Annotated in this window: 15 protein-coding genes; 3 read left to right on the top strand and 12 right to left on the bottom strand. The window is 74.9% G+C overall.

The annotated features are described in order from the left end of the window. Positions 1 to 4: 4 nt before the first annotated feature. The 3 genes from ACGGAQ_RS31485 to ACGGAQ_RS31475 all read right to left on the bottom strand — a co-directional run bounded on the left by ACGGAQ_RS31485 (position 5) and on the right by ACGGAQ_RS31475 (position 3,415). On the bottom strand, positions 5 to 1,225 hold the full coding sequence (locus ACGGAQ_RS31485) for an MFS transporter (RefSeq protein ID WP_393055551.1): 1,221 nt from the start codon (positions 1,223 to 1,225) through the stop codon (positions 5 to 7). Positions 1,226 to 1,345: 120 nt separating this feature from the next. Next, positions 1,346 to 2,233 (bottom strand): pentapeptide repeat-containing protein, encoded by an 888-nt coding sequence (locus ACGGAQ_RS31480; protein ID WP_393055548.1) that lies wholly within the window; start codon positions 2,231 to 2,233, stop codon positions 1,346 to 1,348. A gap of 75 nt (positions 2,234 to 2,308) precedes the next feature. Next, positions 2,309 to 3,415, bottom strand: coding sequence for a DUF5919 domain-containing protein (locus ACGGAQ_RS31475; RefSeq protein WP_393055545.1), 1,107 nt, complete (start codon positions 3,413 to 3,415; stop codon positions 2,309 to 2,311). A gap of 167 nt (positions 3,416 to 3,582) precedes the next feature. Here ACGGAQ_RS31475 and ACGGAQ_RS31470 point away from each other — a divergent pair, with 167 nt between their 5' ends. After that, on the top strand, positions 3,583 to 4,191 hold the full coding sequence (locus ACGGAQ_RS31470; RefSeq protein ID WP_393055542.1) for a hypothetical protein: 609 nt from the start codon (positions 3,583 to 3,585) through the stop codon (positions 4,189 to 4,191). Positions 4,192 to 4,197: 6 nt separating this feature from the next. On the opposite strand, the gene ACGGAQ_RS31465 is transcribed toward ACGGAQ_RS31470, so the two are convergent. Next, complete coding sequence (locus tag ACGGAQ_RS31465) at positions 4,198 to 5,004, bottom strand: SDR family oxidoreductase (RefSeq protein WP_393055539.1); 807 nt, start codon at positions 5,002 to 5,004, stop codon at positions 4,198 to 4,200. 347 nt (positions 5,005 to 5,351) lie between these two features. Here ACGGAQ_RS31465 and ACGGAQ_RS31460 point away from each other — a divergent pair, with 347 nt between their 5' ends. Continuing rightward, positions 5,352 to 6,383, top strand: coding sequence for a poly(3-hydroxybutyrate) depolymerase (locus ACGGAQ_RS31460; protein WP_393055536.1), 1,032 nt, complete (start codon positions 5,352 to 5,354; stop codon positions 6,381 to 6,383). Here the strand turns inward: ACGGAQ_RS31460 and ACGGAQ_RS31455 are convergent. Together ACGGAQ_RS31455 and ACGGAQ_RS31450 are read right to left on the bottom strand one after the other, a co-directional pair. Beyond that, positions 6,352 to 7,089, bottom strand: coding sequence for a B3/4 domain-containing protein (locus ACGGAQ_RS31455; protein WP_393055533.1), 738 nt, complete (start codon positions 7,087 to 7,089; stop codon positions 6,352 to 6,354). The genes ACGGAQ_RS31460 and ACGGAQ_RS31455 overlap by 32 nt on opposite strands. 8 nt (positions 7,090 to 7,097) lie before the next feature. Then, entirely contained in the window at positions 7,098 to 7,709 is a 612-nt protein-coding gene (locus ACGGAQ_RS31450) for a LysE family translocator (RefSeq protein WP_354863030.1), read from the bottom strand. 62 nt (positions 7,710 to 7,771) lie between these two features. Between ACGGAQ_RS31450 and ACGGAQ_RS31445 the strand changes: the two genes are divergently transcribed. Further along, positions 7,772 to 9,322, top strand: coding sequence for a PLP-dependent aminotransferase family protein (locus tag ACGGAQ_RS31445; RefSeq protein ID WP_393055530.1), 1,551 nt, complete (start codon positions 7,772 to 7,774; stop codon positions 9,320 to 9,322). Here the strand turns inward: ACGGAQ_RS31445 and ACGGAQ_RS31440 are convergent. The 6 genes from ACGGAQ_RS31440 to ACGGAQ_RS31415 all read right to left on the bottom strand — a co-directional run bounded on the left by ACGGAQ_RS31440 (position 9,266) and on the right by ACGGAQ_RS31415 (position 17,433). Further along, complete coding sequence (locus ACGGAQ_RS31440) at positions 9,266 to 10,696, bottom strand: DUF6297 family protein (RefSeq protein WP_393055527.1); 1,431 nt, start codon at positions 10,694 to 10,696, stop codon at positions 9,266 to 9,268. The two genes, ACGGAQ_RS31445 and ACGGAQ_RS31440, sit on opposite strands and share 57 nt — an antisense overlap. After that, entirely contained in the window at positions 10,693 to 11,316 is a 624-nt protein-coding gene (locus ACGGAQ_RS31435; protein ID WP_355068297.1) for an ABC transporter ATP-binding protein, read from the bottom strand. Before ACGGAQ_RS31435 ends, ACGGAQ_RS31440 begins: the two co-directional genes overlap by 4 nt. Before the next feature lie 72 nt (positions 11,317 to 11,388). Then, a complete protein-coding gene (locus tag ACGGAQ_RS31430; protein ID WP_393055524.1) occupies positions 11,389 to 13,767 on the bottom strand; it encodes a tetratricopeptide repeat protein in 2,379 nt (792 codons plus the stop codon). Further along, positions 13,764 to 15,530 (bottom strand): hypothetical protein, encoded by a 1,767-nt coding sequence (locus ACGGAQ_RS31425; RefSeq protein WP_393055521.1) that lies wholly within the window; start codon positions 15,528 to 15,530, stop codon positions 13,764 to 13,766. The genes ACGGAQ_RS31430 and ACGGAQ_RS31425 overlap by 4 nt, the downstream gene beginning before the upstream one ends. Further along, the gene (locus tag ACGGAQ_RS31420) at positions 15,527 to 16,804 is read right to left on the bottom strand and encodes an extracellular solute-binding protein (protein ID WP_393055518.1); all 1,278 of its coding nucleotides are present in this window, start codon (positions 16,802 to 16,804) and stop codon (positions 15,527 to 15,529) included. The genes ACGGAQ_RS31425 and ACGGAQ_RS31420 overlap by 4 nt, the downstream gene beginning before the upstream one ends. Beyond that, positions 16,801 to 17,433 carry an ATP-binding cassette domain-containing protein gene (locus ACGGAQ_RS31415; protein WP_393055515.1) on the bottom strand — a complete coding sequence of 211 codons (633 nt, stop codon included), beginning with the start codon at positions 17,431 to 17,433 and terminating at the stop codon, positions 16,801 to 16,803. The genes ACGGAQ_RS31420 and ACGGAQ_RS31415 overlap by 4 nt, the downstream gene beginning before the upstream one ends. Positions 17,434 to 17,459 lie beyond the last annotated feature (26 nt).

Raw genomic sequence — 17,459 nt, 5'->3', positions numbered from 1 at the left:
GTGGCTACCCGGCGTCGTCACCTGCGAAACCTCGCGCGGCGGCAGCAGCCGTCGGGGTGGGCGGGGCCGGCTCCGGCGCGGCGCTCGGCAGGCGCAGGGACCGCCGACGGGTGAACGCGACAGCCGAGGCGAGCAGCAGGGCCGCGGACACCACCAGGAAGCCCGGGGTGTTGCCGACCTGGTCGGTGACCGCCCCGGCGGTGGCGGAGCCGATGGCGAGACCGATCTGCCCGGCCGTCTGCAACCAGCCGTACGCCTCGGCGAGGTGGGACGCCGGGGTGGATCGGGCCAGGAGTTCGTCGGTGACGGCGAGAAACGGTGCCAGCGCGAGCCCGAAGACCGCCAGCGCGACGGCCATCTGCGGCACGGTCCGGGGCAGCAGCAGAGCCAGCGAGGTGAGCGCCAGCGTGCCGACCAACGTCAGGTAGGCGCCCCCGGGGGTGCCGGGTCGGCCCCGGCGGGCCAGCAGCAGGCCGCCGGCCAGGCTGCCCACCGACCACAGGGTGACCAGCAACCCGGCCTGGTCCGGGTGCCCGACCGTGGTGGCGAAGGCGGGGACCAGCACCCACATGCCACCGATGGCGGCCATGTAGCCGATGTGGGTGCTCAGCATGGTGCGCCGGGTCGCTCGGCCGGAGGTCGTGGGCCGGCGTCCGGCAGCCCGGACGTCGACGGTATGACGGGGCACCACGAGGGCGGTGCCGACCAGTCCGGCGGTGCCGATCACGGCGAAGGTCAGCAGCGCCCCCGCCGGCCCGCTGACCAGCAGACTCAGCGTCACCGCGAGCGGGCCGCCCACGTACAGCAACTCCTGCCCTACCGCGTTGATGGCGTACGCGCGGCTCAGGGCGGCGGAGGGGACCATTCGGGCCAGCTGGGAGCGTCCGCTGCCGAGCACCGGCGGTGTGCTGAGCCCGGCCACGGTGGCCAATGCCACGAACGCCGCCGCTCTGGTGGTCACCGCCAGCCCGAGCAGGGCCACCAGGTGGACGACGCCGGTGCTCAGCAGCACCGGTCGGTGACCGATCCGGCCCAACAGCCGTCCGACGAACGGCGCGGTGAGCGCCAGCCCGACGCCGCAGCCGGCGCTGGCCGCTCCGGCGGTGGCGAAGCTGCCCGTGTTCTCGTGGCCGAGCAGCACGACGAGGAGCTGGCGCATGGCCACCGGTAGTTGCGCCACGGTCATCAACACGATGAGCAGGGCCGCTCGCCGAGGCAGGTTCACGACTGGTGAATCTACCGAGGACGGCGCGGTCGACCTGCTGGGTACGGGCCGCGGCCGGTCGGGTGTGGGGCCGGCCGGAGCTGCCGGTGCCCGCGTACCGCGCGGCGCGTCGCACCGCCGTCAGCGGCGGCGGCCCCGGCGGGTCGGGGCGGCCGCCCGCGCGGGGCGGCGCACCGGTGTGAGCGCCAGGGCCGTCCAGTGTGCCGGCCGGGTCAGCGTCGCCGGCAGGCCGGTGCGGACGTCACCCCGGGCGGCGTCCAGCTGAGCCTGGTGCAGGAACAGGGTGGCTCGTAGGTCCGCGCCGCGCAGGTCGGCCCCGCGCAGGTCGGCGCCCGTGACGTCGGCCAGACCCAGGTCGACGCCGCGCAGGTCGGCGCCGACCAGCAGCGCGCCGCGTAGGTTGGCCCGGCGCAGGTCCGTCCGGCGCAGGTCCGCCCCGAGGAGTTGCGCGCCCCGCCGATCGATCCCGCCGGGGGAGCGGGCCGACTCACTGGCCTGCGACAGGAGCGGGTTGACGCGGGCCCGGTGCGCGTCGACGTCCACGGCGCGCAGCCGCACCGGATCGCCCTCGGCGAGCGCGGCGATCTCGGCGCGGGCGTGCTCCAGCTCGGCGCGCAGCGCGGCCGGTGGGCGCAGCGACACCGCCTCGCCGAGATACCAGAGCAGTTCGTGCAGCGGACGTAGCACCGTGAACGCCTCGGCCATCGCGGGCAGCGTCTCCGGGGCGTCCCGCCAGTTCCGTCCACCGAAGGTGACCTGGGCGACCTGCTGCCCGGCCCCGAAGCAGTCGAAGACCGTGCACCCGGCGAACCCCCGCTCCCGCAGCTCGGTGTGGATGCCGCAGCGGTGGTCCGGGCGCAGGTTCGGGCAGGCCCGTCCGGCCGGCTTGTCGATGGCGAAGTCGGCCGACGCGGCGAAGGCGGGAACCACGCAGCACAACCCGAAACAGCGCGCGCAGTCGGCGCGCAGCTGCGCCGACTGCGACGGCGGCGCGGGATGGGTCGACACGGGGAACGGTCCTCCTGGCCATCGAGGCGACGACCCCATTGTCCCGCGCCGCATCCCGACCCCGCGGGTCGGGGGTCACCGTCCGTGCGCGTCGCCGGCCGTCGCGGAGCGGGGAGCGGGGGTACGCGAACCGTCCGGTGGCGGCACCAGCCGGCGGATCTCCCGCTGCCCGTCGCCGCCGCCGTACTTCTGGTCGAAGTGCCTGCGCACGGTGGCGGCCGGCGTGCGGTCCCCGTCGACCGGCTCGGCCAGGGCGAACACCTTCGGGGCGCCGCCCGGCGCGCGCGGTGGCAGCACGGCCCGCACGGTCAGCGGCCCGGTCACCTTGAACACACCGCAGTCGACGTAGTGCTGCCCCTCCACACTCACGTAGGGCACCTGCACCTCGACCACGTCGGAGTCGTCGTGGCGCAGCGTGACGGCGACCGACCAGTACCGCTCCAGGTTGACCGTCGCCTGCTCGTGCTCCCACAGCTCCTCGAAACGGGCGTGCACGAACCCGCCCCAGGGGCTGTCCATGTCGACCTCGAGCTGGGGAACGTTGAACGACAGCTTCCCGATCGGGAAGAACGAGATCAGCGCCCGGCTGTCCCACTGGTAGAGCTGGATCGACGGGGACGCGTCGTAGAGCCGAACCTGCAACCGGTGCCGCAGTCGGGCGTCGAGCGACTCCTGGAACAGCGCCAGGTGCCGCAGGTTGGTGCGGATCTGGCGCGGGACGTCCACCCGCTGCCGCTCCAACTCCTCCGAGCGCTGCTGCGCGGCCGTGCAGTCCGGGTCGAGCAGGAGCAACTGCACCTGCGCGCCGTTGGCGAGCGCCGCCCGCACCCCCCGCAGCGCCTCCTCGCGTCGCGTGTCCTCCAGCAGGATCGTCCAGGTGTCGAGGATCCGCACCCGGCGTCCGGAGCGGTGCAGCCGGGTCACGAAGGCGTGCTGGTCGAAGCTCAGGTGCTCCTGCACCCGTGCCCTGCGGGCCTCCTCGAACAGCGGGTCGAAGATGACGTACGAGATGGCCGCGAGGACCACGCTGGAGCCGATGTTGAGCAGCAGGTCGCTGAGGAAGCCGCTGCTGCGCCAGGCGGCCAGCAGCAGCACGAGGGCGATCCCGAGCAGCGCCCCACCGACGCCGAAGGCACGTCGTTGTCGGCCCCCACGGTCGCCCCGACCAGCCCAGTCGGGCATCCGGTCCCCTTCCGTCCTGGCCCCGCCGATCATCGAGATGCGGAGGATACGTGCCGGCTTTGGCGCTCGCTGTCCCGTTCGTGACTGACGCGTTCGGCGACCGAGCCGTCTCGACCGCTTCTAACGTGACGGTAACGGGGCAGGGCGACTGCGGAGGGTGGGGGTGGATGGACGACGACGAACGCGAGAAAGCCCTGCTCGCCGCCCTGACCACCGAGCACTACGCGTTGCAGACGTCGCGTTCCGGCACGATCGCCGAGGCGACGGGCCGCGCCACGATCTTCCTGTCGGTGCTGTCGGCCGCCGTGATCGGGCTCGGTTTCGTGGCCGGCAACGACGCCGTGGTCCGGCCCTACCTGGGTGCGGTGCTGCCGACCCTGGTGATCATCGGCGGGTTGACCTTTCTGCGGCTGGTGGAGACCACCGTGGAGAACTCCCTGGACCTGCGGCGGATCCAACGCATCCGCGCGTACTACCAACACCGGTTCGCCAGCGAGCACGACTTCTTCGCCGACGCGGTGGTCGACGAGGGCAGCATGCGGACGGCCTGGACGTTGGTCGGCACCCAGCCGGGCCGCTGGGAGTTCCTGCTCACCACCGCCGCGCTGGTGGGGGCGGTCAACGCGCTGCTGGTCGGAGCCGGCGTCGCCCTGGTGACCGGGACCGTCGGTGTCGGTCGTGGACTCGCGATCCTCATCGGAGCGCTGGTCGCCGTGGTGGCGTTCGCCGTGCAGTTCGCGTACATCGTCCGCACCTCCAACGGGCGACTGGGTTGACGACCCTCAGACCCGTCGCCAGTCGTCGGTGGTCAACGCGGCGGCCTGCGGCCCCATCAGCAGCATGCCGCCGTCGACGGGCCAGGACGCTCCGGTGACGTAGCTGGCGGCGGGGGAGGCCAGCAGCGCGACCACGGCCGCCACCTCCCGGGCGTCGCCGGGCCGTCCCACCGGCACGCCGGGCCGCTCCTGGGTGAACGGGTCGACGTCCTCCTGACCGGTCATCGGCGTGGCGATCTCGCCCGGAGCGACGGCGTTGACGGTGATCCCCTCGGCGGCCAACTCCTGGGCCATCACCCGGGTCAGCAGCCCGAGGCCGCCCTTCGCGGCGCAGTACGCGGCCGAGCCCACCCGGGGCGCGTGCTCGTGCACGCTGGTGATGTTGATGATCCGTCCGCCCGCGCCGGCGGCCCGCATCCGCCGCGCGGCCCGTTGCGCGCACAAGAAGGGCGCGTCGAGGTCCACGGCGAGCACCTCGCGCCACTGCTCCCAGCCGGTGTCCACGAACGGGGTCGAGCCGCCGATGCCGGCGTTGTTGACCAGCACCCCGATGCCGCCGAGCCGGTCGGCCAGCTCGTCGATCACCGCGGTCGCGTCCGGCAGCCGGGTGAAGTCCGCCTCGGCGATTTCGCACCGCCGTCCGGTGGAGCGGACCTCGGTCGCCGTCCGCTCGGCGCCGTCGGGGTCGCCGTACCAGGTGATGCCGATGTCGAAGCCGGCCTCGGCCAGGGCGACCGCGCTGGCCTTGCCGATGCCGGAGTCCGCGCCGGTGACCACGGCGATCCTCGGGTAGTTGTCGTATCGCTGGGGCATGGCTGCGCAGTACCCCCGCCGGGCCGGACGTACCGTCGCCGGAGGTGGTGAGAGTGGGATGCCCCTCGGGCAGATGGTCCGCAACCGCCGGTTCGCCGACGCCGTTCGCGCGGCGGTGTTACGAGGATGACGGTCGCGGCCCCCGCGCTGCGACGCCCCACCTGCGGGGCAGGTCGACAGGGCCCACCTGGGAACCTCGGCAGGCGCGCCACCGGGACCGTCGTGGGTGGTGCGGGCACACAGCGACGCCGGTCGGCGTGTCGGTCGGGCTCATATCGGGTGTGGTCTGCGTCACGGTAGCTTCGGCAAACGCCGACGCCCCGCCGGCGCTCCTGAGGAGAGCGTCCATGACCACACCGCGCAGAGCCGCCACCGCCCTGACCGCCGTCCTCCTGTTGATCCTGACCATCGCGGCCCCCGCCCGGGCTGCGGCCCCGTTCACCAAGACCCCAGTCTCCGGGTCGTTGGGCACCTACAACATCTCCGGGGTGTACGTCGCCGGTGTGTCCTCCGGTGGCTACATGGCGACCCAGCTGCACGTCGCCTACTCGTCCCGGATCCGGGGCGCGGCCGTCTTCGCGGCGGGCCCGTACTACTGCTCGCAGAACACCGTTGCCCAGGCGCTCTACGGCTGCGGTGACAACCTGTACCCGACGAACGTGTCCGCCCTGCAGACGTACACCCGGACCTGGGCGACGTACGGCTGGGTCGACCCGGTCGGCAACCTCTCCGGCGACCCGGTGTACGTGTTCCACGGCGCCAACGACACCACCGTCAAGAAGTCCGTCACCGACGACCTGGTCCGCTACTACCAGCACTTCGGGGCCAGCGTGCAGTACGACAGCGGCTCCGCCGCCGGTCACTCGTGGGTCACCCCGTACGGCACGTCGGGGTGTACGGCCACCGCGTCGCCGTTCCTCAACGACTGCGGCACCGACCCGCAGAACGCCCTGCTGCGCAAGCTGCTCGGCGGGGCGAACGCGCCCAATACCGCGGCTCTCGGTGGCACGCTCGTGCGCTTCGACCAGAACACCTTCGCGGTCAACGGCTGGGCCAACGGGCTGAGCATGGACGCCAACGGCTTCGCCTACGTCCCGTCGGCCTGCGCCGCCGGGCAGTCGTGTCGGCTGCTGGTCGCCCTGCACGGCTGCGCCCAGGGGTACGGGTCGGTGGGCACGGCGTTCGTCGACCGGGCAAACCTCAACCAGTACGCGGACACCAACAACCTGGTAGTGCTCTACCCGCAGGCGGGCACCGCCCTGAGCAACCCGAACGGCTGCTGGGACTGGTGGGGCTACCTGGGCGCGACCAACTTCCCGATCAAGGGCGGCGCGCAGGTGGAGTCCATCATGAACATGGTCCGCCGGCTGGACGGCTGAGGGTGGTGGCCGCCGGGGTGCGGAAGCGGGGCGCGGCGGCGGTGAGCACCGCGGCTGTCGCCGGGACGGACCACCCGTCGGTCACCTCCGCCACCAGGGTGTCGACCAGCTGGGTCACGGCCGGCTCGGCACCCTCGTGCAGCGCCTCGGCGACGATCAGCACCGACGAGGTGCCCGCCCGTACGGCAGACCACGCGCTCTGCCGGTTCGTCCACCGCCGGGCGTGCGCCCGCCCGACGGAGTCGACGAAGGTGACCTCGCCCGGGTCGGGGTGCTCGGTGTCGCCGGCGAAACTGAGGTACGTCTCGTCGCCGTGCGCCGGCCGGACCACCAGGTCGCCGTCGACCCGGTCCAGGTCGAGAACGGCGATGGGGATGGCGTAGGCCGCCGAGACGGCGTTGCAGAGATCGACCAGCGGGTGCACGCGGGGCAGTTCGCCGTCCAGACGTAGCCGGCGCAGCAGGGCTTCGGCCGCGCACCGGTACTTGGTGGGTCGTAATCCCATGGCCGCGTACGCCCGCCGCCACGCCTGGATCTCCCCGAAGGTGCTCTCGGCGCCGCCGGCCAACCGTTTTCGGGCGAGGTCGAGGTGGCCGGCCGTACGCTGCGCCACGTCGGCCGTGGCGGTGATCCCGGTCGCGTGCACCACGCCGGCGACCAGGTCGGGATGTGCGGCGCGAAGCTGCGCCGAGTGCTCGAACTGCATCAGGCTTCCTATCGTTCGGTGAGGGCGAGTGTCACGCCGAGCGCGACGAACGTGCCGGCGACGGACCGGCGCAGCCAGTCGGTGACGCGGGGGCGGGTCAGCACCCGGTCCCGCAGGCGGGCGGCGAAGATGCCGTAGCCGCTGAACACCACGAAGGTGAGCAGCATGAACACCACGCCGCAGGCGAGCATCGCCCGGGCCGAGCCCGGGGCGGTGGTGTCCACGAACTGCGGCAGGAACGCGACGAAGAACAGCGTCGGCTTCGGGTTGAGCAGGTTGACCAGCACACCGGAGACGATCACCCGCGCCGCCGAGCGGGGTGGGCGGTCACTCGTCGCCGCGAAGGCGCTGCGGTCGCGGATCGTCGACCAGCCCAGATAGAGCAGGTAGCCGACGCCCAGGTACCGGACGGCCTCGAACGCCGTGGCGCTCGCCTGCAACAGCGCCGCCAGCCCGGTCAACGCCGCCAGCAGGTGCGGCACCACGCCCAGCGTGCAGGCGAACGCGGCCAGCACGCCTGCCCGGGCGCCCCGGGACAGTCCGGCGGAGACGGTGAAGAACACCCCGGTGCCCGGGGTGATCACCACGATCAGGGCGGTGATCAGAAAGGGGATGCTCACGGTCGTCCTCCGGTGGGGTCGGGCGCGGTGTCTCCGGCCCACTCTGCTGCCAAGATGGTCCGGTGAGCAGGGCCAAACCGAACGACTCCGAGAGGTCCATAACGGCCGGGTCGGACTTTCTGCATCTCACCGTCGCCGACGCGCCCCCCGGCGGGCGTGCCGACTGGCTCGCCGGCCGGCTGCGCCAGGCGATCGCCGAGGGGCGGGTGCCGATCGGCGCTCGGCTCCCCGCCACCCGGGTGCTCGCCGCCGACCTCGGCGTCTCCCGGGGCGTGGTCACCGAGGCGTACCAGCGGCTCACCGAGGAGGGGCATCTCACCGGCCGGGGCCGGGCCGGAACCGTGGTCGTCGGCGCCCCGGGGGCGCCGCCCGCGCCGCCGCCCGCCCCGGCCGCGCCAGCGGAACCGGCCGCGCTCTTTCCACCGACGCCCGGCAGCGACATCTTCGACGCGGTACGCGCGGCCCCCGCGACGATCGACCTGACCCCCGGCGTACCCGACCTGACCGCCTTTCCCCGCGCGGACTGGCTGCGGTCGGAACGGGCCGTGCTCCGCCGTCTCGCCGCGGCGGACCTCGGTTACGGCGACCCGTGCGGCGCGCCCGCGCTGCGCGGGGCCGTCGCCGCCTGGCTGGCCCGCAACCGGGGCATCACCGTCGACCCGGTCGACGTGATCATCGTGGCCGGGGTGTCCCAGGCGGTCGGGCTCCTCGCCCAGGCGCTCCGCCCGGCCGGCATCGATCGCATCGCGGTCGAGGAGCCGGGCTCGCTCGGCGTACGGCAGCACCTGAACAACTGGCAGGTCGTCACCCCGCCGATCAGCGTGGACGACGCCGGGCTGCGCGTCGACGAACTGGTCGCCAGCGGTCTGCCCGCGGTGTTGCTCACGCCCGCGCACCAGTTCCCGACCGGCGTGGTGCTCGACGGTGACCGTCGCCGCCACCTCCTCGACTGGGCGCGGGCCGGTGGTCTGATCATCGAGGACGACTACGACGCCGAACACCGCTACGACCGGCCCCCGGTGCCGGCGCTGCGGGGCCTGCTGCCCGAGCAGGTCTGTTACGCCGGAAGCGTGTCCAAGCTGCTCGCTCCGGCGCTGCGGGTCGGCTGGCTGCTCGTGCCGCGCCGACTGCGGGCGGCAGTGGTGGCCGCCAAACGTAACGCCGACCTGGGCAACGCCGTGCTGCCGCAACTGGTCCTGGCGGAGCTGATGGCCTCCGGCGCGCTGGAGCGGCACCTGCGGCTGCTGCGCCGCCGGCACACCCGCCGTCGGGACGCGATGATCGCCGCCCTGGCCCGTCACCTGCCGACCGCCACGGTGCACGGTGCCGCAGCCGGGCTGCACCTGACGATCACCCTGGACGACGCCCTCGCGGACACGGAGGTGGCGGCGGAGACGCTGGCGCGCGGGGTGAAGGTACAGCCCCTGTCCTGGCACTGCCAGCGGCCACACCGGCCCGGCCTGGTCCTCGGCTACGCGGCGCGGACGGCGACGGAGATCGACGAGGGCGTCGCCGCCATCGCCGCCGCGCTGCGGCCGACCGGTCGACCGGCTCGCTCAGCCCAAAAAGAGCTGGACGAGCACGAGCACGGCCAGCAGCGCCGGCCCGCGTGAGCCCTGGCGCAGCAGGTCGACCGGGACCATCCCGAACGGCGTGTTGACAGTCGCGCCGCCGTAGTTGATCGGCGGGCGGGTGCCGGCCCGCCAGGCGGCGGCCACCACCCCGACCGCCAGCGTCGGCGCGAGCCAGGCCGGTCCGGCGTCCAGCGTCGGCAGACTCGGCAGGGTCAGCAGCCACCACAGGCTCGCGCCGACCGCCGGCACCACCACGTGGATTCCGCGCAGCGCCGCGTCGCTGCCACCGAGCGCCCGGCGCAGCCCGGGTGACCGACTGACCGCGCGCAGCCCGCCGGTGAGCCGGTCGGTGGCGAAGTAGGCGAACACCACCTGAGCGGCGCCGGCGAGCCCCGGCAGGGCGAGCGCGGCGGCGTACTGGACGCCGATCAGCCCGGCCCAGATCAGCAGGGCGCTGGGGTGGCGGCGCAGTCGGCGTACGTCGGCCTGCAGCAGCGCCCACCACGCCGGGCCGGGCCGGAAGCGGCGGCTGCGGACCCGGCCGATGCGCCGCCACCGCCGGCTCTCCACCAGGCTGGTAAGCATGCTCGGATCGAGCAGGATCGTGGCCGTCGCGGCGGCGTTGGCGAACTGCGCGCCGGTCGTCAGCGTGGCCCGGTCCACCCGGGGCAGCGCGCGTACGGCGAGAACCGTGCCGAGGACCGCGAGGGGCACCCCGACCGCGACAAGCGCGCCGGTCGGCAGCGCCGCCGGCCGGGGCAGTTCGTCGCCGAGGCGACCGGCGATCACCACCACTGCCGCGACGACGGCAGCCGTCACCATCGGCGCCGCCCCGACCACCGTCGGCCAGCGGCGGCCCGCCCGGCTGCTCTGGGCGACGACGCTCAGGGCGAGCGCGGCCGCGCCCCACCCGGCGCCGGCCGCCGCCGCCCAGCCCACGGCACCCAGCTGGGTGACGCCGCCCAGCACGGCCACGGCCACCGCGAGCAGCGCCGTGCCGGCCGCCGCGCCCGCCAGCAGGACGCCGAGGCGCGGCGCCAGCCAGGCCCGCCGGTCGACCGGGGCGCTGGTCACCCAGCTCTGGGTGGCCGGGGTGACCAGCAGCGGGCCGAGCGCACGCAGACCCCGCCAGGCGAGCCCCGCGCCGGCCAGCAGCGCGGCGACCGCCAGCCACCAGCGCACCCCCTCATCGGCGCGGCCGACGGTGGGGGAGACCAGCACGTCGCGGCTCGCGCTGACCGCGAACCAGCCGTACATGCCCACGAAGAGCACGATGACGTACGCGTCGCCCAGCACGTCGCCGAGGGAATGCTCGTGGTGGCGGCGACGGGCCCGGCGCAGGTGCGTACGCACCTGCCGGGCCGTGGGCAGCCCGGCGGGTGTCTCGGCGATCGTGGCCGGCGGGGCGCTCACCGACCGATCTCGATCCGCTCGTCGACCACCGCGTCGATCAGCTCTGGGTCGTGCGAGGCCAGCAGCACGGCGGTGCCGGCGTCCCGTTCCCGGCGCAGCCGGTCGGCCAGCCACTGCCGGCCGCGTACGTCCAACCGCTGCTCGGGCTCGTCCAGGATCAGCACCCGTCGTGGGCGCACGAAGCACGACGCCAGCGCCAACCGGCGGCGCTGCCCACTGGACAGGGTCACCGGCAGCTGGTCGCGGGCCGGCTCCAGGCCCAGCTCGGCGAGCACCTCCTCGACCGGCTCGGCGTCGCCCCCGTGGGCGTACGCGACCAGCTCCAGGTGCTCGACCACCGACAGGTCGGGGAAGAAGTCGATGTCGTCCAGGGCGGCCGCGACCAGCGCCCGCACCTGCGGATCGGTCTCGTCGGCCCGGCGACCCTGCACCAGCACCTCACCGGCGTCCGGACGGTCGGCGCCGACCACGCACCGCAGCAGGGTGGTCTTGCCGCTGCCGTTGGGGCCCAGCAGCACCGCGATCCGACCCGCCGCCAGCGTGAAGCTCACGTCATCGAGCACGACCAGGTTGCCGAAGTTGCGGCTGAGTCCCCGCACCGAGAGAGCGTCCACGGTCACACACTCTCCCAGACCCGTGCCACCGGCCAACGCGAGCGATGGACATCACGCCGGCCCGGCGAAACAAGCGGCTCAGGGGCCGGCCGACGGCGGGTCGGCGTCCTGCTCCAGGCGGTCGTCCGCGGCGGCCAGCGCCCGGTCGTCGTCGACCTCCTCGGCCACCGTCGCCGCGTCCGCCCAGAGCCGCCGCGCCTCGGCACCGTCGCCCAGCGCGGCGGCGGCGTCGCCCAGGTACAGCAGGGTGCGGCCCAGCCCCGCCGTGGGCCGGGTCTCCGCCCGCAGCCGCCGGCTCTCGGCCAGCAGCTCGTACGCCGCCCGCGCCTGCCCCGGCGTGCTGGTCAGCAGCGTCGCGCCGGCGTTGAGCAGCGCCGCGGCGCGGCTGGTCGGGTCGTTTACCGACTCGTACTCGCGCAGGGCGGCCCGCCACGCCTGCGCCGCGTCCAGGTGCTCGCCGAGGGTCGCGTGCACCAGCACCAGGTTGGTCAGCGCCGCGGCGTAGCCGCGCGCGTCACCCACCGACCGGAACGTGTTCGCCGCCCGCACCAGGTGGTGGTGCGCGCTGTCCAGCTCGCCCCGGGCCAGTTGCGCCGCACCCAGGCCCAGGTCGGTGAGGGCATGCCCGGCGCGGTCCGCCGACGAGCGGTGCCGGCGGGACAGCTCCAGGTGCTCCACCGCGTCGTCGAGTTGCCCGAGATCGAGCAGGGCCAGGCCGAGGTTCATCCGTGCCTGGGCGGTGCCCCGCCGGCCGCGCTCGGCCACCGCGAGGGTGAGCGCCGCCGCGGCGCCCTGCGGGTCGGGCCGGCGTCGGCGCAGCACCCCCAGCTCGTTGTGCGCCCACCCGGCGATCTCCGGCCGGTCGTCGGCGGTCGGGGTGGCCAGGACCGTGCGGCAGACCTGCTCCCACTCGTCGAGCCGCTCGACGTGCGCGAGCCACCCGCACAGCGCCACGGCCAACCGGAACCACCACCGGCGGACCCGACGGGGCAGCGTCTCGGCCGCTCCGGCCGGCACCCGGACCACCGCCAGCAGCAGCTCCTGGTGCAGGTCGAACCAGCCGTACGGGTCGTCGTCGAGCGGCAGCGACCACTCCCGGTCCGGCGGGGAGCCGAGCACGGCCAGGTTGGCCGCGTGTCGTTCGGCCCGGCGGGCCAGGTGGCGGGTCAGCCGGGCCTGCGCGGCGACCCGGGAGCGGGCCGGCTCGGCGTCGCGCAGGTGCAGCCGGGCGTTCGCGGCGAGCAGCGGGCGGACCTCGTACCTGTCGCCGCTGGCGCCGACCACGAATGCGGCGGCGGCCAACTCGTCGAGAAGCGCGGTCACCCGCTCGGGGTGGCGGCGGGCCAGCGCGGCGATGGTCGGCCGGTCCACCGGGGCGGGGGTCAGCGACATCAGCCGGTACAGCCGACGCGCCTCGCGGGTCAGCGCCCGGTACGCGGTGTCCCGTTCGGTGACGAGCTGGGCCGCCGGCGAGAAGGAGACGCGCTGGTGCGGCGGGGTGCGCACCGCACGGCGCAGCGCGTCCAGCACGTCGGAGTGCCGCCAGCCGTGCTGGGCGGTGCGGTAACCGAGCGCCCGTACGGTGCGGGGCTGCCGCCCGCACAGGTCGACGATCTCGCGTACCGCCGGGTCGGTGCGCGGGTCGGCGCGGCGGATCCGGGCGGCGGGCGCGGCCCCGCCTGCCGCCGCGAACAGCTCGACAGCCTCGTCCGGACCGGGCTCGGCGATCCAGTGCTCCACCACGCCGCCCAGGCCGCTGAGCGCGGGGCCGCCGGCCAGCAGCAGCCGGCAGGTGCGGGCGGTCGGCGGCAGCAACGCGCGGACCTGCTCGGGACGGTCGACGTTGTCCAGCACCAGCAGGATCTTGCGACCGTCGAGCTTGCGGCGCAGCGCGGCGGCGGCGGCCGCGAGGGCGTCCGGACGGCCCGACGTCGGTGGCGCGGTGCCCAGGACGCCCGCCAGCGCGGTGAGCACCTGCCGCGCGGAGCGGGGACGACCGCCGCGGCGCAGGTCGAAATGGTACTGCCCGTCCGGGAAGTCCTCCCGGCACAGGTTCGCCGCCTGGACGGCGCAGGCGGACGTGCCCACCGCCCGCCGGCCCAGCACCGCCACCGCGTGCTCGCGGGCGAGCAGGTCGAGCACCGCCCGGACGTGCTCCTCGCGGCCGGCGAACCCGGCCGTGTACGGCAGGGTGGGCACGTCGGTCAGCGGTGTGGTGACGACGTCGGTGGGCTCCGGGCCGGTCTCCCGGACGGCACGTCGTCGGCGCAGCTCGAAGACCACGAAACCGACGCCGCCGATGACCGCCACCACGATGCTGGCCGGGCCGAGCACACTGGCCGCGAACTCGGACAGCAGGTTGCTGGCCAGGTTGCCGAACACGCCGCTGAGCAGCGTGCCGATCGTCACGAGCACCGGCCAGCGTGGCGTCCGGCCGGGACCGGTGGGGCCGGTCACCGGACGCCCCCGGAGACCAGCCCGGCGACGAGCTGCCGTCGGGCGAGCACCATCAGCACCACCGGAAGCACCGAGGCGAGCACCGAACCGGCGGCCAGGACGCCGCTGTTGGACACGAAGCCGCGGCTCTGCCCGGCCAGGAACAGCCCGAGCGGGGTGGCCTCCGGCCCGCTGAACAGCAGGCCCACGGCCAGGTCGTTCCAGACCTGGACGAACTCCAGCACGGAGACGGCGATCACGGCCGGCAGGTTGTGCCGGGCCAGCCGGTGCAGGGTGCCCCACCAGCGCCGACCGCCCAGCCGGGCGCCCCGCACCTGCTCGGCAGGCAGGTCGGCGAACGCGTTGCGCAGCACCAGCACCGCGAACGGCACCCCCAGCGCCACGTGCACCAGGGCCAGCCCGCGGGCGGTACCGGAGGAGAGCACCACGCCGAGCACCTCGTTGACCGGCCCGGCGATCACCTGCACCGGGACGACGGTGGCGGCCATCAGCAGCAGCCCGGTCGCCTGCGCGGCCGGACCGGTCAGCCACGCCAGCGGGTACGCGGCCAGCAGCGCGACGACCAGCACCGAGGCGGTGACGACGGTCGCCAGCAGCAGCGTGAAGCCCAGCGCCCGCCACAGCTCGCCACCGCCGAGCAGCGCCGCGTAGGAGCCCCTCCCGGGAGGGGCCGACCACCAGCCGCGTGCGGCGGCGTCCACCTGCCCGTGCGCGGAGGTCGCCACGAGCACGACGAGCGGGATCAGCCAGGCCACCGCGCCGCCCGCGGCGAGAAGCCGGAACAGTCGTCGCGGCGGCGTCGTCGGGGCGGGCCCGGGTGTCGCCTCGACGCGGGGTGGCGGCCACGCCTGGCGGACGAAGAACGCCGCCACCAGCATCCCGGCGACCACCGCCACCAGCCAGACGACGCCGAGCGCGGCGCCCTGCCCGGTGGTGGTGCCGCCCGAGGTCTGCCAGACCCGCAACGCGAGCACCGCCGCGTCGTCGCGGACCGACCCGGGCGTCATGACGAGGATCAGGTCGAAGGTCCGGCTGGTGCCGAGCGCGACCAGCGCGAAGACCACCGCGACGGTGCGCAGCAGCAGCGGTCGCCACTGCGCGTCCCACAGGACGTGTCGTCGGCCGCCGCCGTAGGCGCGGACCGCGTCGGCGAGGCTCGGCGGCAGCCGGTCCAGTGCGGCCCGGAAGACCAGCACGGCCAGACCCACCCACGCCCAGACGAACGCCGACATCAGCGCCACCGTGACCAGGCCCGGCCCGAGCAGTTGCGGCGCGTTGTCGTCCGACCGGCCGGTCAGCCGTGCCGCGAGCAGGGTGGCCAGGCCCCGGGTCGGGTCGGGGTCGTACATGAGGCGGAAGGTCACCCCGGTGACGACAAGCGGCAACGCCACCGGCACCAGCAGGATCAGGCGGACCAGCCCGCCCTCCTGGGAACGGCGGGACGCCACGGCGAACAGGTAGCCCAGCGCCGTCACCACCGCCGGCACCAGCACCGCCCACAGCACCGTGCGGCCGACCACCGCGCCGGTGCCGGGCGCGGCGAGCGCCGCGCGGAAGTGCTCCGCGCCGACCCAGCGACCATCGGTGGTGACGCTGGCGTGCAGCGTGCGCAGCACCGGCCACAGCACCAGCGCGCCGAGCAGCAGCGCGGCCGGCAGCAGCAGCGCGGAGGTCGCCCCGGCCGCCGGGTAGGCCCGGCCGCGCCGGGGCGGGCCCACGTCGTCCAGCACCGCCAGCTCGCCGAGCACCTTGACCTGGCTCATCGGCCACCGCCCGCGTCGCGGGCCGCCGCCGCGAGCTGCCCGGTGGCCCGGCGAACCGCCTCACCGGCGGAGACACCGTCGGTGACGTCGGCGAAGAAGTCCTGCATGATCCGCCAGATGCCCACCCCGTCGGAGCCGGTGAACGCCCCGGGCAGTTGGTCGGAGAGGTCGAAGTGCAGGGTGTCGGGGCCGCGCATCTCGCGGGCCAGCTGGCGACGGACCGGGTCGGCGTAGTCGGTGAGCGCGATGGTGGTGTTCGGCGACAGGTAGCCGCCGGCGCGCAGCCAGGGCTGGAACGAGTCGGCCCGGGTCAGCCACTCGACCAGCTCCACCCCGCCCCGGGCGTCGGCGAACACCACCGCCACGTCCCCGCCCACGATCAGCGCGCCGCCGCCCGTACCGGCGCTCGGGAACCGGAAGGTGACCGGCTCCTCCGGGCCGCGCCGGAACCGGCCGACCACCTCGGCGGTGAAGTCGGCCTCGAAGACCATCACCGCCCGTCGGGAGCGCACCACCTGGATCACCGACTCCTCGTACTGGGTGAGCAGGGCGCGCCGGCCGCCGCCGGGGAAGGCGCCGTCGATGCTCCACAGCTCGGCGAGCCGGTCCAGGGTGTCGCGCACCGGCCGGCCCTGCCAGTCCGCGTCCGGCCCGGCGAGGGCGTCGTAGGCGGCCGGTGCGAGGTCGGCCAGCACGTTCTCGAACCAGTCGGTGAGGACCCAGCCGTCCGCCGCGCCGATCGCCAGCGGCGCCGGGCCGGCGCCGCGCCGGGCGAGCGCGCCGAGGCGGCGGGTCAGCGAGACCAGCTCGTCCCAGCTGGTCGGCTGCTCGGGCAGCATCGAGGGCAGGTGCCAGACCAGTGACTTGTGCGCGGCCTTCACCCAGACGCCGTAGCGCTGCCCGTCGGTCATCAGCAGGTCGCTGAGCCCGATGGGCACCGCATACTCGGTCGAGGGGCGCACCGGGCGCAGCCAATCCCGCGCGGCGTACTCCGTCACCAGGCCGGGGCGCGACAGGATCGCTACGTCCGGCGAGGTGCCCGCGAGGTGTCGGGCGCGCAGGAACGCGTCGATGTCGTTGCCGGCGCTGACCACTCGCACCGGGTGGGGATAGGTGGCCACGACCTCCCGGAAGCGGTCCAGCTCGCTGCCGCTCCACACCACCGCCACCTGCACCGAGCGGCTGCCGCCGGTACACCCGGCCGCGGTCGCCGCCGCGCCGGCCGCGGCGGCGCGCAGCAGCGTACGCCGGGTGAGCCGGCCGGCCGGCGTCACCGCAGCGCCTCGTCAGGCTCGGTGACCAGCTCGTGCCGGCGGGGGATCTCGGCGAGCGTGGCCGGGTCGGCGGTGCAGACGAGCACGGCCACCCCCGGCGCGTTCGGAGGCGCCAGTCGGGGCAGCAGGTCGGCGAGGCGACTGCCGCCGGACGGGTCGACGGGCAGGTCGACCACGAGCACCTCGGGCAGGCAGACCGCCGCCCGGGCCAGCGCCACCCGGAAGCGCTGGGCGTCGGAGAGCAGGTGGGGCAGCAGATCCAGTGTCGGCGCCAGCTCCAGCCGGTCCACCACGCTCGCCGTCCAGTCGTCGGCCACCTCGTGCACCCGCTCGCGTTTGCGCTGGCCGTACTCGATGTTGCGGCGCACGGTGAGCTGCGGCAGCAGCGCGCCGCCGGCGGGCACGTAGCCGATCTGCCGGCGCGGCGGCGCGAGCGTCGTGACGTCCCGGTCACCGACCATGATCCGCCCGGTGACCGGAGCGGCGAGCCCGGCCAGCACCCGGGCCACGGCCGTGCCGACCCGCGGTGGCGCGACCAGGGCGACAGTCGCACCGGACGGGACGTCGAGCGTCACCGGCCCGGTGCCGGGAACGGCGACCAGTGCGCGTAGTCGTAGCGTGGCCCTCACCTCCGGTGACCGCTGGTGCCCGCCCC

Source organism: Micromonospora sp. NPDC047557 (assembly GCF_043205095.1).
Taxonomy (GTDB): Bacteria; Actinomycetota; Actinomycetes; order Mycobacteriales; family Micromonosporaceae; genus Micromonospora.
Note: the sequence above shows the minus strand (reverse complement) of the source record. Positions and strands in the feature narration are given on the sequence as shown.